Below are 14,408 nucleotides of genomic sequence, written 5' to 3'. Positions count from 1 at the left end.
TTATCCGCTGCTAACATGCGCCCCGCTCGGATCGGGAGAACGCGCAATGGAGCCGGGAGTCGGCAAGCAAGAGCTGGATGCCTTATTCGTCGATCAACGACCGGTGCTGGTGCGCATGCTCGCCAAGGTGGTCGGCTGCGCCAATCTTGCCGAAGACCTCGCCCAGGAAGCCTACCTGCGCGTGGCCCAGGCACTGCCGGGCCGGCATATCGAGCACCTGCGCCCGTTCCTCTACCAGACCGCCCAGCACCTGGCCTTCGATCACTTGCGCAGCCAGCGCAGCAAGCGGCGTTTCGAGTACACGCCCGAAGACGACCAGCAACTGGCCGCCGTGCCCACGCCGCAACCCGGCCCGGAGTCCCACGCCCAGGGCCAGCAGCAGTTGCGCCAGTTGCAGGAGGTGCTGCGGCGTCTGCCCGAGCGCCAGCAGCGTATACTCCTGCTCCACCGCCTGCATGGCCTGTCTCAGAGCGCCATCGCCGAGCGGCTGGACATCTCGCTCAGCACTGTAGAAAAGGACTTGCGCATTGCCCTGGCCGCTTGCCTCAAAGGCACCGAGTGGGGGTCGCGATGACTGAACACGAGCTTGCCGCCTGTGAAGAACAGGCCCTGGTCTGGTTCACCCGCGGCCTCGACGCGCCCCTGTCAGCCGAACAGCAACAGCACTTCCAGGACTGGCTCACGGCCCGCCCGGAACACGCCGACGCCTACGCCCGGGTCGAAAACCTGTGGCACGCCAGCGCCTTCGAGAACGCCCTGCGCGACCTCGAGGCCGAGCTACCGCCCGTCACCGCGCAACGCTCTGCGGTGCGGCGCAGAAACCGCTGGGCGCACTTCGCCACCGCCGCCGCCCTGATGCTCGCCATCGGTTCCTGGCTCGGCGACGTCCCCGTGCGCCTGCAGGCCGACTACCTCACCGCCAGCGGCGAACAACAACGCATCACCCTGGCCGACGGCTCCCGCATCCTGCTCGGCAGCCACAGCGCCCTGGCCGCCGATATCGACACCGACCATCGCGCCCTGCGCCTGCTGCGCGGCGACCTCTACATCGAGGCGGCCCACGACAGCCAGCGGCCGCTGCGCATCGAGGCTGGCGAAGCCCGGATCGAGGTGGTCGGCACCCGCTTCAGCGTCAGCCTGCGCGAAGACAACACCGCCGTGGCCGTGGATGAAGGCAAGGTGCGTCTGAGCGCTCCCGCCGGCGAATCCAGCCTGCTGGAGGCCGGTGCCTGGCAGCACCTGCGCGCGGGGCGCCTGGGCGAGCGCCACCCTGAAGGCAGCGCCGAACAGCACGGCTGGACCGAAGGCCGGCTGATCTTCCAGGACCGCCCATTGGCCGAGGTGCTCGCCGAGCTGGGCCGCCAGCGCGTGGCGCCGATCCTGCTGTTCGGCGATGCCGGAAAACTGCGGGTCAGCGGCAACTACAAGCTGGACGACCCCGAAGCCGTGGTCACGGCCCTCGCCCGCCTCGGCGGCGCGCAACTCACCCGTCTGCCGGGAGGCGTCCTGATCGTCCACTGACCCCATTGCAGGGTGATGGCCAGACAATCGCAAAAAGTTTTACGGGTTTCCTCCCCTCAACCCGTCAAGGCGGTTCGCGGTTGCAAATCATTCCTGTTCATGAGGGTTCCATGCACGATCTCACTGTCAAAACCGTCTTCGCCTACAGTGCCCTGGCGCTGGCTGTCTGCCTGGGCAGCGGTCAGGTGCTGGCAGCGCCGCAAGCGCCTGTCGAGGCCAGCCAGCAAGGCGCCCAGCAGCGCTTCGATATTGCCGCGCAACCATTGGCCAGCGCCCTCAACCAGTTCAGCCGGCAGACCGGCTGGGAAGTCGGCTACACCGCCGACCTGGCGCGGGACGTGCGCTCCCCCGGCGTGCGCGGCGACATGACCCCGGCCGAGGCGATCGCCCACCTGCTGGCCGGCACGGGCCTGGGTTTTGACTTCAGCGGGCCGAAAGCGATCCTGCTCAACCGCCTGCCTGCGGACGGCAGCGTGCAACTCTCGGCCACCAGCATCGTCGGCGCCGGCGAACTGGGCAGCTACACCGAGAACAGCGGTTCCTACACCACCGGCGCCGTGGCCGTCGGCGGCAAGATGCCCCACAGCCTCAAGGACACGCCGCAGTCGGTGACCGTCATCACCCGCCAGCGCATGGAAGACCAGGCCATGACCAACCTGGCCCAGGTACTCGACCAGACGCCCGGCATCACCATCGTCGGCGGCAACGACGCCAACACCAAGATCTTCTCCCGCGGCTTCAACCTGACCAACATCCAGGTCGATGGCGGCGCCCCGGCGATGCGCGAGCAGACCTACGACACCCTGGCCGACACCACCGCCTACGACCACATCGAAGTGCTGCGCGGCTCCGATGGCCTGTTCGGCGGCACCGGCGAGCCCGGCGGCGCCATCAACCTGGTGCGCAAGCGCGCCCTGGCCGAGACGCAACTGAAGTTCAACACCTCTGCCGGCAGTTGGGACAACTACCGCACCGAAGTCGACGTCACCGGCCCCCTCGGTTTCGACGGCGCGCTGCGCGGGCGCATGGCCGCCTCGGTGGAAGACAAGCGCTACTTCTACGGCGGCGCCGACAGCGAAAAACACGTGCTGTTCGGCACCCTCGAAGCCGACCTGAGCCCGGACACCACCGTCAGCGTCGGCGGCATCTACGAATGGCGCGACCAGGACGGCTACTGGGAAAACGGTCTGCCGCGCTACAGCACCGGCGCGCCACTGGGCCTGTCGCGGGATGAAAAGCTGAGCGCCGACTGGTCGAGCAACAACTACAAGCGCACCGAGGTATTCGCCAAGGTCGATCACCGTTTCAACGACGACTGGAAGATCAACTCCAGCTTCACCCGCAGCCGTTTCGACTCGGAACAGGACATGGGTGAAGTCGCCAACCCGGTAAACCCCGACACGCATGCCGGCGCCACCTACCAACGGGTGATCCGCAACTTCGACAACAACCAGGACCTGTTCGACGCCAACCTGCAAGGCACCTTCGACGCCTTCGGCCGCCGCCACGAACTGGTGATGGGCGTGGACTACTCCGATATCCAGCGCAGCTACGCTGACCGCAGCGAGTGGGGCTCCCGCGTGCCGGTGGACCTCTTCACCAGCGATGTCGGCGCACTGCCCAAGCCGGGCGAACCTGCGCTGTACTACAAGTACCCGGACTGGAACGTGCGCAAGCACGGCGCCTACGTCACCACGCGCCTGGAACTGGCCGATCCGCTCAAGGCGGTTCTCGGCGCGCGTTACTCCGACTACAGCAGCACCCTTCACGCCATCGTTCCGTCGTTCGGCACCGACAGCAAGGACGGTGGCAAGGACAGCGGCATCGTCACCCCGTACGGCGGCCTGATCTACACCCTCACGCCGCAGTGGTCGGTCTATACCAGCTACGCGCAGATCTACAAACCGCAGATCGAAACCCTCGGCGCCGACTTCGCCCCGCTCGACGCCATCACCGGCGACACCTACGAGTTCGGCACCAAGGGCGAACTGCTGGACGGCCGCCTGAACCTGTCGGCGGCGCTGTACTACACCAAGCAGGAAAACAACGCGATCTACGTGTTCTCCCAGGCCACCACCTCCAACGCCTGCTGCTACGTCGCCGGTGGCGAGAACATCAGCAAGGGCGTGGACCTGGAAATCACCGGCGAACTGACCCCGGGCTGGCAGGTCAGCGCCGGCTACACCTTCAACCTCAACGAACAGCGCAAGACCGGTGACGATGCGTCCGCCGGCACGCCGATCAGCACCCAGACGCCGAAGCACCTGTTCAAGTTCTTCACCACCTACCAGTTGCCCGGCCAGTTCAACGACTGGAAAGTTGGCGGCGGCGCCACCATCCAGAGCCGCAACTACGTGACCGGCAGCGTCCAGTACCGGATGGAAGACGGCTCGCTGAGCCCGAGCACCAACGACTTCCAGTACACCCAGGCAGGTTACGCGGTGTGGAACGCCCTGGTGGAATACCGCATCGACGACCACTGGACCGCCGCCCTCAACGGCAACAACCTGTTCGACAAGGAGTACTACCAGACCGTGGCCAGCAGCGCGTATGGCAACTGGTACGGCACGCCGCGCAACTACATGCTGACCCTGCGCGGGAGTTTCTGATCGTCACATGCCCGGCGTCCGCCCTTGCGGCGGGCACCGGGGCACCGCCGGGCATTGTTCCGCCCCCATCAATAATGGCCTAATAGCATCTTTGTCATTTCCTGACCTGCCCCACAGGTTTCTGCCCCGACAAGGACCGTCTCATGACAGCCCGCCCGACGATGGAAGCCGACGCGCTTTTCACCGCCAATCTCGATGCCCTGCTCAACGCCGTCGCCGACGAAGACCAGCGCCAGCTCACGACCGTCGACAGCCCCCGCAACGCCCGTGAGGCCCTGAAGAAACAACGCCTACAGGACCTTCTGAGCCGCTGCCGCGAGGAAGCCCTGCAGCAGGTGGTCGGCCCGTTCGGGCTGTCGCCGGCCATGTTCTCGGACATCGACGGCGGCAACGTCACCACCCAGCACAACGCCAGCCAGGACATCTACGCCAAGCAGTCCGAGCGCTACAACCGCGAGGGCGGCGAGTACAACTACCAGAAGGCCAAGGAGGAAAAGCTCAAGGAGGCGTACAAGAGCGGGCAGATGAACTCGCAGACCTTCACCGACGCCTACACCGGCCAGACCGCGCCGACCAAGCGGACCACCGACAAAGGCAAGGTGATGATGAATGCCGAGCTGGACCACACCATTCCGCTCAAGCAGGCGCACCAGGAAGGCGGCTGGATGCTGACCAGGGAACAGCGCGACAAGCTGGCCTCGGAAAAGAAAAACCTCAACTACACCACGCTGAAAAACAACCGGGCGAAAAGCGACACCGCCGCCGAAACCGCCCTGTCGGCAGAAAACGGCTACGACGAAACCCTCACCCAACCGATCATCGACACCGCCCGCGCCGCCATCGACGAACACCTGCCCGGCACCCGCGAGCGGGTGATCTACCACGGCAAGGAACTGGGTATCACCGGTGCCAAGGAGTTCGGCAAGACCGGCCTGAACCGGGCCATGGGCGTGCTGTTGTTCGAGGTGGTCAACGGCAGCTTCGTCGAGGTGCACAAGGTCATCACCCACAAAGACGACACCCGCCCCCTGCTCGACCGCGCCCTGGCCGCTGTAGAGAGGGTGCTCAAGCGCGTCCAGAACAAGTTCCGCGCGGCCTTCGATGCCTTCTTCGAGGGCGGCCTGCAAGGCCTGGTCAGCAACCTGCTGACCTTCTTCATCAACAACCTCATCACCACCTCGGCCAAGGTGGTGAGCATCATCCGCCAGGGCATGAACGAACTGTTCAAGGCCCTGAAGCTGCTGCTCTGGCCGCCTGAAGGGATGTCCGGTGCCGACCTCATGCGCGCCGTGAGCAAAAGCCTCGCCGGCCTGTTCACCGTGGGGGCGGGGATGCTCTGGGAGCAGTCGATCAACGCCTTCATCCTCGGCATTCCGGTGCTCGCGCCCCTCGCCGGGATGATCGCGCCGGTGCTCACCGGCCTGATGACCGGCCTGGCCAATGCCCTGTTGATGTACGGCATCGACTCACTGATCGACTGGATGCTCGACAAAGGCACCGACTTCATCAACGCCCAGATCGACAACCTGCACGCCAGTGCCGAACTGGGCCAGCGCATGATCGACCACGTGCGCCTGCAGTTTCGCGTTTCGGCCCGATACCGCGAGATCTACGAGACCAACCGCCAGATCGCCGGCCGGCTCGACCAGGCCAATCGCGCGGCCGAAGCGACCGTGTCGCACGCCCAGGCCACCGTCAGCGAGCAGGCGGCTACCCTGGCCGCCCTGTCCAGCGCCATCGACACGAAACAACAGTTCAACGAGCGGCTCGGTGCCTTGCTCCAGCAGTACAGGAAGGAAACGTAAGAGATGTCCAAGGTTATCGCCCAACTCGCCAGCACCGTACCCAGCGAGGACTTGCTCGCCCAGATCGACATCGGCGAGGTGTATGAGAAATTCCACGCCACCTTCAAGCGTCTGGACGAGTTCAAGCGCGTGCGCGACGAACACGAACGGCGCAGCGTCCTCGGCCGCCTGTTCAATCGCGGCGAACTGAAGAACGCACAGCTCGACGCTCAGGAAGTGCAGGCCGAGTTCTCCAAGACCCTGGCGCAACTGATGGTGATCAGCTCGCTGCAGGCGCAGCAGATCACCGAACAACAGGGGCAACTGAGCGAGCAGCAAACCCAGCTCAAGGACAAGGCCGAGCAACTGGCCCGCCAGAACGCTCGCCTCGAACAGCACCAGGCCGTCATCAAGCACCAGGCGGCAAGCCTGCGCACCTACGTCGACAACCTGCTCAAGGTCCAGGGGCTCACCGAAGAGCACGGCGCGATGCTGATCAAGATCGCCGAAGAAGTCCTGCAGACCAAGGACAACCTGCTGGCCGAGTTCGACCGCCGCATGCAGCAGGTCCAGGCCGTGCTGGACGACCAGGCACACCAGGCCCGTGACCTGTTCGAGCAGCACGCCAGGGCATCCGGCGAACAACTGGCAGCGGTGCGCGCGGACGTCGACACACGGGTCGAGCAGCTCCGGCAGGATGTCCGCCAGCAGGTACAGGCCAGCGTCGACGCCCAGCGCGACGAAGCGGTGAAACGCGACGAGCGGCTGCGGGCCGACCTGGCCAGCCATGTGCAACAGCAGCAGGAAAAAGTCACCGACGTCGACCGGCAGATGAGCGAGCTGCGCGAGGTACTGGCCGAACAGGAGCAAGCGTTGCGCACTGAACGCGCCGAACGCCAGCACGAGGCGACCCGCCGGCAAGCCGAACTGGACGCCCTGCGCCACGACCAGCAACTCAGCGAAACCCGCCTGCGCCGCACCCAACGCCAACTGCTCGCCGGCCTGTGTGCCGTAGGCCTGGCCGCTGCGGTGGCGGCGAGCTTGCCGTGGTGGCCGGCGCTGAACACGCCACACCCGCCGGCCACGGTAGCAGCGCCCTGATCCTTCAGGGCGACCGGCCTGGCGTCAGATCCACGGCAGCAACACGCTCACCGCCAGTGGCAAGGCCACGGCGGCGAGCAGCGTCTGCCCGGCGATGATCCCCGCCATCAACGGCGCATCACCGCCCAGTTGCCGGGCCATGATGTAGGACGAGGACGCCGTCGGCAGCGCCTGGAACAACAGCACCGCCACCGCCGCCTCGCCCTTGAGGCCGAACAGGTGACACGCCGCCAGGGTGATCAGCGGCATGACCATGAATTTGGCGACCGACGACATCCCCACCGGCCGCAACCAACTGCGCACCGCCTGCAGATCGAGGGCCGCGCCCACGCACAGCAAGCCCAGCGGCAGCGACGCCTGCCCCAGCGCCTTGAGCAGCGGCTCGACCGCCATCGGCACGCCCAGCCCGGTGCCGTGCAGCAAGCTGCCGACCGCGCAGGCCAGCAACAGCGGGTTCAGCGCCATCTGCCTGGCAACGGTTTTCCAGCTCATCCGCCCCGTCGAGCCGTAGCGGGCAAACACCAGCACGCAGAGGATGTTCACCGTCGGCACGATCGCCGCATTGGCCACCGCCGCCAGCGCGACACCCTGGCTGCCGAACAGCCCCGCCGCCGCCGAAACGCCCACGTAGTTGTTGAAGCGCACACCGCCCTGGAACACTGAGGTGAAGGCAGGATCATCGACGCTGAAGCAGCGCCGCAAGCCGACGATCAACAGCGCCACCAGCACCGTGGACGACACCAGCGCGAGCATCATGCCTTGCACCGGCAGGCCATCGAGCTGTGCCGTTCCCAGCCCATGAACGAACAGTGCCGGCAGCAGCACGTAGTAGCCCAGGCGTTCGGCCTGGGGCCAGAAAGCGTCGGCGAGGAACTGGCTGTGCCGCAGCCAGGCACCCAGGGCGATCAGCAAGGCAATGGGCAAGAGTGCAAGCAGCAGGGATAGGGTCATGAAGCCGTCCGCGAAACCGTGAATGGCCTCACGATAAGGACACTGACGCTTGATTAAAAACGATGAATTATTGAGCCTTCCTCAAGTTTTACTCATCGTTCAGCGCCGCCTGCCGGCGCACCACCTGAGCCAGCGCCGCCGCCAGCCGGCCACGGGGCCGGTCTTCGCGTTCGATCAGCACCACCTGGCGGGTGCGCTGCGGATCGCCAAAAGGCACGAACGCCAGTTGTCCGAGCCGCTGCAGATTGCGCCGCGACGAGGGCACGATGGACACCCCCAGCCCGCTGGCGACCATCTGGATAATCGCTTCCTGGCTGTCCAGCTCCATGGTGGTCCGTACCTGCAGCCGCAGGCGGCGCAGTTCCCGTTCGATGGTGCGGCCGGCCCAGGCGCGGCGGTCGAAGCGGATGAAGGGCTGCTCCTGCAACAACCGGCGCGGCTCGGCGTCCGCCAGGTGCTGCGGCGCAATGATCCAGAAACCCTCCTCGTACAGCGGCGTGCTCACCAGCCCGTAAGGATGAGGCTTGACCGGCTCGGTGGTCACCGCCGCGTCGAGCTCGCCGGCCTCGACCCGCGTCGCCAGTTCCGCCGACATGCCTGAGGCGACGTTCACCCGCAAATGCGGATGCTCGGCGCCCAGCACGGCCAGCGCCGCCGGCAGAATGCCCGCCAGGGCCGTGTGGATCGCGCCCACCCGCAAGCGGCCGCGCAATTCGCTGTCTTCCCCCAGCTCGGCGGCGATGCTGTCGTACAGCGCCAGGATCTCCCGCGCCCGCTCCACCGCCAGGTGCCCGGCCTCGGTCAGCACCGGCAGGCGCCGCGAACGGTCGAACAGCGGCGCGTTGAATTCCTCTTCCAGCCCGCGAATATGCAGGCTCACTGCCGACTGGGTGAGGTGCACCGCCTCCGCCGCACGCACGAACGAGCCGTGCTGGGCGATGGCAACCAGGGTTCGCAGGGCGCGCAGGGACATGGCAATCATCCGCAGGAAAAGTCGCCAACAGGGTAGCAACCCCGCTGCGAAGCGTCTCGTACGGGCCTTCGGCAAAGTGCCATCTGTCGCTTCGTGGCACGTCCCGTCGCCCGCAAGACCGCGCAATTAATTTGAACTCGCTATCATTTGGAAAAGTCTCGAAATGAAAGACAGGTTGCAATGTCTACGCGAGCGAACTGCCCACTCCGCGGACCATTGCCAGACGGGACGAACCGATGCCAGACAAACAGCGCCGCCAGCTCAAGGCTCGAGCCACCATCATCTGCCTGCGCAGCGGCAAGGTCCTGCTGGTGCGCAAGAAAGGCGGCAAATGGAATTTCCCCGGCGGAGCCATCGAGTCCGGCGAGCACCCCGTCGACGCCGCCGCCCGTGAGCTCAAGGAAGAAACCCGCATCCGCAGCCTTGGCCTGCTGCCGCTTTGCACACTGGAAGTGGATGGCGTGCTCCACCACATTTTCACCACGCACCTGGGCGACTATGCCGACGCCGTGGCCGACAACGAAATCGTCGCCTGCAAATGGGTCCGCCGCGACCAGCTCACCGCCACCCTGCTCACGCCCACTGCCGCAGCCTTGATGAGCCGTCAGCTACCCGCCCTCAGCGCCTGACGCCGCGCACTTTGCACGGTGACTGGAAGGTCATTCATGCAAATTGCAGCCCGCGGGTTTTCCTCTCAACGCCCATGACCCCGTATTCATTGAGCCCGAGGCGGCAACCGCACTCGGCACGGCTTTCGCAACAGCCCTGATGAATTGGACGCTGGCGACAGGTATCGCCGGCGCATTTCTACAGGCCTGGAGGAGAAACCGATGAATGCCATCGACCTGCTGAAAGACGACCACGAGCGCGTCAAGAGCCTGCTCAGCGAACTGAGCGAATCCACCGAACGCGGCGTCAAGAAACGCGCCGACCTGCTGGCCAGGCTGGAGCGGGAAATCACCCTGCACACCGAGCTGGAAGAAAAGATCCTCTACCCCGCGTTCAAATCCGAAGGCGGCAAGGAAGAGGACGTCATGTATTACGAAGCCAAGGAAGAACACCGCACCGTCGACTCCCTGGTCTTGCCTGATCTGAAGGACACCGACCCTGGCACACCGGAGTTTTCCGGCCGGGTCAAGGTCGTGAAGGAACTGCTCGAGCATCACATCGAGGAAGAGGAAAAAGAGATGTTTCCAAAGGCCCGCAAGTTGCTGGGCAAGGCCAGGCTCGAAGAACTGGGTGCGCAGATGGAAGCGATGAAAGCCGAGTACAAGAAAGGTCTTCGCGCCCAACCGACGTTGTAAGGGGGTGTTGTCTCCTTGCCCGCCTTCGGGCGGGCTTTTTTACACCGATCGGATCACGCCCGCGAAGCGCGTTCTTCAAAGCCTCGAATCCAACTGAATTTTTTGTGAGCCCCTTGCTCAATACCGTGCACGCAAAGGAGGGATACCCATGGCAGGACAACAGTTGTACGTCATCGAATACGAGCTACAGGGGCAGCACCGCAGCTTCATCATCCGGCTCGAGCATATGGACAACGCCGAGGCCTGGCACTGGGCGAGTTGCGATGCCGGCGTGGGCGTCATCCCGCGTTTCGGTCAGCACAAGATCAAGAAGGTCAGCCGGCCCATGGCCGAGCGCTACGGCATCGCCAATGTCAGGTGGCGCATTTCCGGGCAGGGCCCGGAGTTCGTGCCCACACCGGTCGATCCCAAGACATTCGCCGAGTCGGATTGACCCGGGAACCGAATGGCGCCGGCCCCGCCAGCACGCCGCGAAGGGCCGCAACGCGGCCCACCTCACAACGCCTTCGCCATCTCGGCAGTCCCCGCCCAGCCCAACGCCTGGTACACCGGCCGTCCCACTTCCGTGGCATGCAATATCGCGAACCCCAGGCCGCGCCGCGCGAACTCCGCTTCGCCAAGCTTCATCAGCTTCGACGCCAGCCCCCGCCGCCGATACTCCGGCTCGACGTAGACGTTGAGGACATAGCCACGCTGATCGCTGTGCGGATGCGCCGGATGCGGCGGCCACTCGATGCTCATCAAGCCGATCGCGGCCGCTGGAGCAGCGTGCGCCAGCACCACGAACCCGTAATAGCGCCCGTCCGCCAGGCGTGGCGCCAGCCAGGGCCGAAAGTGCTCGGTCATCTGCCGCAGGTTCTGCGCATCGCCACCGGCTTCGAGAAACATCGCTTCGCGGTGACGGCAGATCATCTCGCGGTCGCCCGGCTCCAGCGGGCGCACCTCGAAGCCAGGAAAGTCGGAACCTGCGGGAATGTCGTTCATCGTCTCATACCTTGGTCGGAGTGCCGGATCGTCGCGCATCCGACGCTGGCGCGTTAGACACAGATCCCGGCCCCGCCTGCCATACAGATTCGCGGCTGTTCGCGCGCTCCCACACCCATGCGACCAAAGCACTGGCCGTCGAGACACTGCGCAGCTGGCGAAGAAAAATGTCGTTGTGGCCAGCGTGTTTGCCCGGTATCAATTGCACTACACGCCTGGAAACAAGACATTCCATGCATCAGATGCAACAGAACCGGACCGTTCACATGAATAACAACAAGACAACGGACGCTGCAGCCCTGCCCGCCCCTGCCCACTGGATCGGCCCTGCCGTCTTCGCTTTGCTGGCCTTTGCCGCCAACTCGGTCTTCTGTCGCCTGGCCCTGGTCAGCGACGCCATCGACCCGCACAGCTTCACCGCCGTGCGCCTGCTCAGCGGTGCGGCATTCCTTTGCCTGCTGGTCAGACTGCACCAGCCCGGCACAGCCCTGGGTGGCAGCTGGAAAGGCGCGCTGGCCCTGTTTCTCTATGCCTGGCTGTTCTCCATCGCCTACGTGCAACTGGGCGCCGGCGTGGGGGCGCTGATCCTGTTCGGCGCGGTGCAGATCACCATGTTCGCCGTCTCCTGGCTGCGCGGCGACGGCATCGCGCCACGGGTGTTACTGGGCATGCTGATCGCCTTTGCCGGGCTGGTTGCCTTGCTCCTGCCGGGCGCCAATGCCCCCGCGCCGGTCAGCGCGTTGCTCATGGTGGTGTCGGGCATTGCCTGGGGCGCCTATTCGCTGATCGGCAAGGGCTCGACCCACCCGGTCAACGACACCGCCGGCAACTTCATCCGCGCCCTGCCGCTGCTGCTGATCCCGGCACTCGCGGCGGTGCTCGCCGGGCATCTGCGGATCGGCGCGGCCGGCCTGTTCTATGCCCTCGGTTCCGGCATCCTGGCCTCGGGCGCCGGCTATGCGGTGTGGTACGGCGTCCTCAAACAGATCAACGCCCAACAGGCCGCGACTCTGCAGTTGAGCGTGCCGGTGATCGCCGCGCTGGGCGGGGTGCTGCTGTTGAGCGAGCCGGTTTCGCTGAGGCTGATGGGGGCTTCGGTGGTGGTGCTGGGTGGGGTGGGGCTGGCGCTGAGTGCTGGGAAAAGGCGCGAGAATTAATGCATCTGGGTTATGGCAGCTATCCCATTGGGCGGTGTTGGGCGGGCTGGCTTCGCAAGGTTCACCCCTATCAAATCGCTCAGGGTTTCCAAGGACGGAGCCCCGTTGGTGAACTGTTCAGGGCCGAAGGTCGCGGGCCGGGGAAAATCCACTCGCGCAATAATCAGAAAGCTGTGCACTGACTTCAAATACCTCAAGCCGGATGAATACATTGATCAGACGCTGCATGCGCTGGCCAATTGGAAAGTAGTGCTACAGGAAGGAGGCATCCCGATACAGGCGGAGAGCGGGATCTTTCAAGCGCTGGAACGAGTACACAACGACTTTGAAAAAGGCTAGGAGGGTGATGCATCAAGCAACAAAAGCCCTGTAATTTCCGACTTTTTCGTAGGCAATTTCCCAAGCATACTTCCGCGCCCTATCTGCCGTTGCGCACTGTGGAAACGCTGCCTAGGCTTGCCCCCGTCGTTGATTCCCAGCGACCGGTTGTGACAGGCCGTGCAAGGTTTCACCCAGTGCCATTTTTCATGGCGGCTGTGCGTGGGGCGCATTCGTGCGCGCCGGGATACCTTGCCTCGGTCTGTCAACCCGCGTACAGCTGCCACCCATTTGTTTGACAGCGAATTCGTGGCGGCTCCAACAGCAAGGTAGATGCCATGAAAAAGATCGTTCCAGATCCTCCCATTCTGTTCCTCTACGAATCCACCAAGCCGCCCCCCGCCGACGCCTGTGTCGATATGAAGATCCCGCAGATGGTGGCCTGGCCCCATGCTGATATCGAAAATGGCCTGCAACAGGTGTCGAGGCTGCTGCGCTCGGCGACCGAGTCCAATTACCACGCCTGTGAAGAAGCCGACCGCAATGTCGAGCCGCTGATCTGGAATACCCAGTTCATGCTGGAAGCGGCCCAGGCGGTGCTGGAGTCGGTGCAGCAGGTGGTGACGCGGAGGGACGCCGGCCGGTAGATCTCCACGGGTCCGAACCGGCCTCATCGCTGGCAAGGCCAGCTCCCACAGGGTCCGAGCCAACCGCACCTTAACACGAACGCGCAGCTCAACACCTTGTGGGAACTGGCTCAACAAAGTCCTCCATCTGGTAGCAACGCCTTTTCCTCCAGGCGGTGGTGCTTAAAGCAGCGAAAAGCGCGCAATTTCCGACTTTTTCGTAGGCAATTTCCCAAGCATACTTCCGCGCCTTATCTGCCGTTGCGCACTGTGGAAACGCTGCCTAGGCTTGCCCCCGTCGTTGATTCCCAGCGACCGGTTGTGACAGGCCGACTAGCGATTCATCCCTCAGTGCCACCTCTCAATGGCGGCTGTGCGTGGGGCGCATTCGTGCGCGCCGGGTTGTCTCGCTCCGGTCTGTCAACCCGCGTACAGCTGCCACCCGTTTGTTTGACAGCAACTCGTGGCGGCTCCACTTGCGAGATAGATGCCATGAAAAAGATCGTTCCAGATCCTCCCATTCTGTTCCTCTACGAATCCACCAAGCCGCCTCCCGCTGACGCCTGCGTCGATATGAAGATCCCGCAGATGGTGGCCTGGCCCCATGCTGATATCGAAAATGGCCTGCAACAGGTGTCGAGGCTGCTGCGCTCGGCGACCGAGTCCAATTACCACGCCTGTGAAGAAGCCGACCGCAATGTCGAGCCGCTGATCTGGAATACCCAGTTCATGCTGGAAGCGGCCCAGGCGGTGCTGGAGTCGGTGCAGCAGGTGGTGACGCGGAGGGACGCCGGCCGATAGATCACGGCGGCCGGCGCAGTTGCCTGATCGAACCTTGTGGGGCTTTAGCCGCGAATGGGCGCGAAGCGGCCACAAAACCTGTGCCCCGGCTGGGTCAGGTGGATGAGGGACTCAGGCTTTACGACGGCTGCGCCGCCGTTCGCGGCTGAAGCCGCTCCCACGAGGGATGTGCAACCCTTCAGATTTTGAGCAAGACAGTTGCTCCCACAGGGTCCGAGCCAACCGCACCATCAAGGCCAGCCCCAATACTTGTGGGAGCCGGCCTTGCCGGCGATGAGG

At 64.6% G+C, this 14,408-nt stretch carries 14 protein-coding genes; 11 read left to right on the top strand and 3 right to left on the bottom strand.

Annotated features, from left to right (window positions below; all coding sequences use genetic code 11):
* Nucleotides 1-46 precede the first annotated feature (46 nt).
* The 5 genes from AC05QJ_RS05885 (at nucleotide 47) to AC05QJ_RS05865 (ending at nucleotide 7,015) form a co-directional block, all read left to right on the top strand.
* Nucleotides 47-574: an RNA polymerase sigma factor gene (locus AC05QJ_RS05885; RefSeq protein ID WP_476746031.1), complete on the top strand. Its 528-nt coding sequence runs from the start codon at nucleotides 47-49 to the stop codon at nucleotides 572-574.
* Complete coding sequence (locus tag AC05QJ_RS05880) at nucleotides 571-1,521, top strand: FecR family protein (protein ID WP_476746030.1); 951 nt, start codon at nucleotides 571-573, stop codon at nucleotides 1,519-1,521. The genes AC05QJ_RS05885 and AC05QJ_RS05880 overlap by 4 nt, the downstream gene beginning before the upstream one ends.
* 110 nt (nucleotides 1,522-1,631) lie before the next feature.
* Entirely contained in the window at nucleotides 1,632-4,130 is a 2,499-nt protein-coding gene (locus tag AC05QJ_RS05875) for a TonB-dependent siderophore receptor (RefSeq protein ID WP_476746029.1), read from the top strand.
* 143 nt (nucleotides 4,131-4,273) lie between these two features.
* Complete coding sequence (locus AC05QJ_RS05870) at nucleotides 4,274-5,935, top strand: hypothetical protein (RefSeq protein ID WP_476746028.1); 1,662 nt, start codon at nucleotides 4,274-4,276, stop codon at nucleotides 5,933-5,935.
* 3 nt (nucleotides 5,936-5,938) lie between these two features.
* A complete protein-coding gene (locus AC05QJ_RS05865) occupies nucleotides 5,939-7,015 on the top strand; it encodes a hypothetical protein (protein WP_476746027.1) in 1,077 nt (358 codons plus the stop codon).
* 24 nt (nucleotides 7,016-7,039) lie between these two features.
* Here the strand turns inward: AC05QJ_RS05865 and AC05QJ_RS05860 are convergent, their stop codons facing one another.
* Both AC05QJ_RS05860 and AC05QJ_RS05855 read right to left on the bottom strand, forming a co-directional pair.
* Nucleotides 7,040-7,966, bottom strand: a complete 927-nt coding sequence (locus tag AC05QJ_RS05860) for an AEC family transporter (protein WP_476746026.1) — start codon at nucleotides 7,964-7,966, stop codon at nucleotides 7,040-7,042.
* 88 nt (nucleotides 7,967-8,054) lie between these two features.
* The gene (locus tag AC05QJ_RS05855; RefSeq protein ID WP_476746025.1) at nucleotides 8,055-8,939 is read right to left on the bottom strand and encodes a LysR family transcriptional regulator; all 885 of its coding nucleotides are present in this window, start codon (nucleotides 8,937-8,939) and stop codon (nucleotides 8,055-8,057) included.
* 236 nt (nucleotides 8,940-9,175) lie between these two features.
* On the opposite strand from AC05QJ_RS05855, the gene AC05QJ_RS05850 reads away from it, so the two are divergent.
* The 3 genes from AC05QJ_RS05850 (at nucleotide 9,176) to AC05QJ_RS05840 (ending at nucleotide 10,676) form a co-directional block, all read left to right on the top strand.
* Entirely contained in the window at nucleotides 9,176-9,568 is a 393-nt protein-coding gene (locus AC05QJ_RS05850) for an NUDIX hydrolase (protein WP_476746024.1), read from the top strand.
* 201 nt (nucleotides 9,569-9,769) lie between these two features.
* Nucleotides 9,770-10,243, top strand: coding sequence for a hemerythrin domain-containing protein (locus tag AC05QJ_RS05845; RefSeq protein ID WP_476746023.1), 474 nt, complete (start codon nucleotides 9,770-9,772; stop codon nucleotides 10,241-10,243).
* A gap of 148 nt (nucleotides 10,244-10,391) precedes the next feature.
* On the top strand, nucleotides 10,392-10,676 hold the full coding sequence (locus tag AC05QJ_RS05840) for a DUF6555 family protein (RefSeq protein ID WP_476746022.1): 285 nt from the start codon (nucleotides 10,392-10,394) through the stop codon (nucleotides 10,674-10,676).
* A 62-nt stretch (nucleotides 10,677-10,738) separates the two neighbouring features.
* Here AC05QJ_RS05840 and AC05QJ_RS05835 read toward each other — a convergent pair whose 3' ends face one another.
* Nucleotides 10,739-11,227, bottom strand: coding sequence for a GNAT family N-acetyltransferase (locus tag AC05QJ_RS05835; RefSeq protein WP_476746021.1), 489 nt, complete (start codon nucleotides 11,225-11,227; stop codon nucleotides 10,739-10,741).
* A gap of 266 nt (nucleotides 11,228-11,493) precedes the next feature.
* On the opposite strand from AC05QJ_RS05835, the gene AC05QJ_RS05830 reads away from it, so the two are divergent.
* The 3 genes from AC05QJ_RS05830 (at nucleotide 11,494) to AC05QJ_RS05820 (ending at nucleotide 14,129) form a co-directional block, all read left to right on the top strand.
* Nucleotides 11,494-12,384 (top strand): DMT family transporter, encoded by an 891-nt coding sequence (locus tag AC05QJ_RS05830; RefSeq protein ID WP_476746020.1) that lies wholly within the window; start codon nucleotides 11,494-11,496, stop codon nucleotides 12,382-12,384.
* Nucleotides 12,385-13,040: 656 nt separating this feature from the next.
* On the top strand, nucleotides 13,041-13,349 hold the full coding sequence (locus AC05QJ_RS05825) for a hypothetical protein (protein WP_476746019.1): 309 nt from the start codon (nucleotides 13,041-13,043) through the stop codon (nucleotides 13,347-13,349).
* 471 nt (nucleotides 13,350-13,820) lie between these two features.
* Nucleotides 13,821-14,129, top strand: a complete 309-nt coding sequence (locus AC05QJ_RS05820) for a hypothetical protein (RefSeq protein ID WP_476746019.1) — start codon at nucleotides 13,821-13,823, stop codon at nucleotides 14,127-14,129.
* Nucleotides 14,130-14,408 lie beyond the last annotated feature (279 nt).

The organism is Pseudomonas sp. TUM25319 (assembly GCF_056388475.1).
The sequence above is the reverse complement of the archived record's forward strand: the minus strand, read 5'-3'. Positions and strand labels throughout refer to the sequence as shown.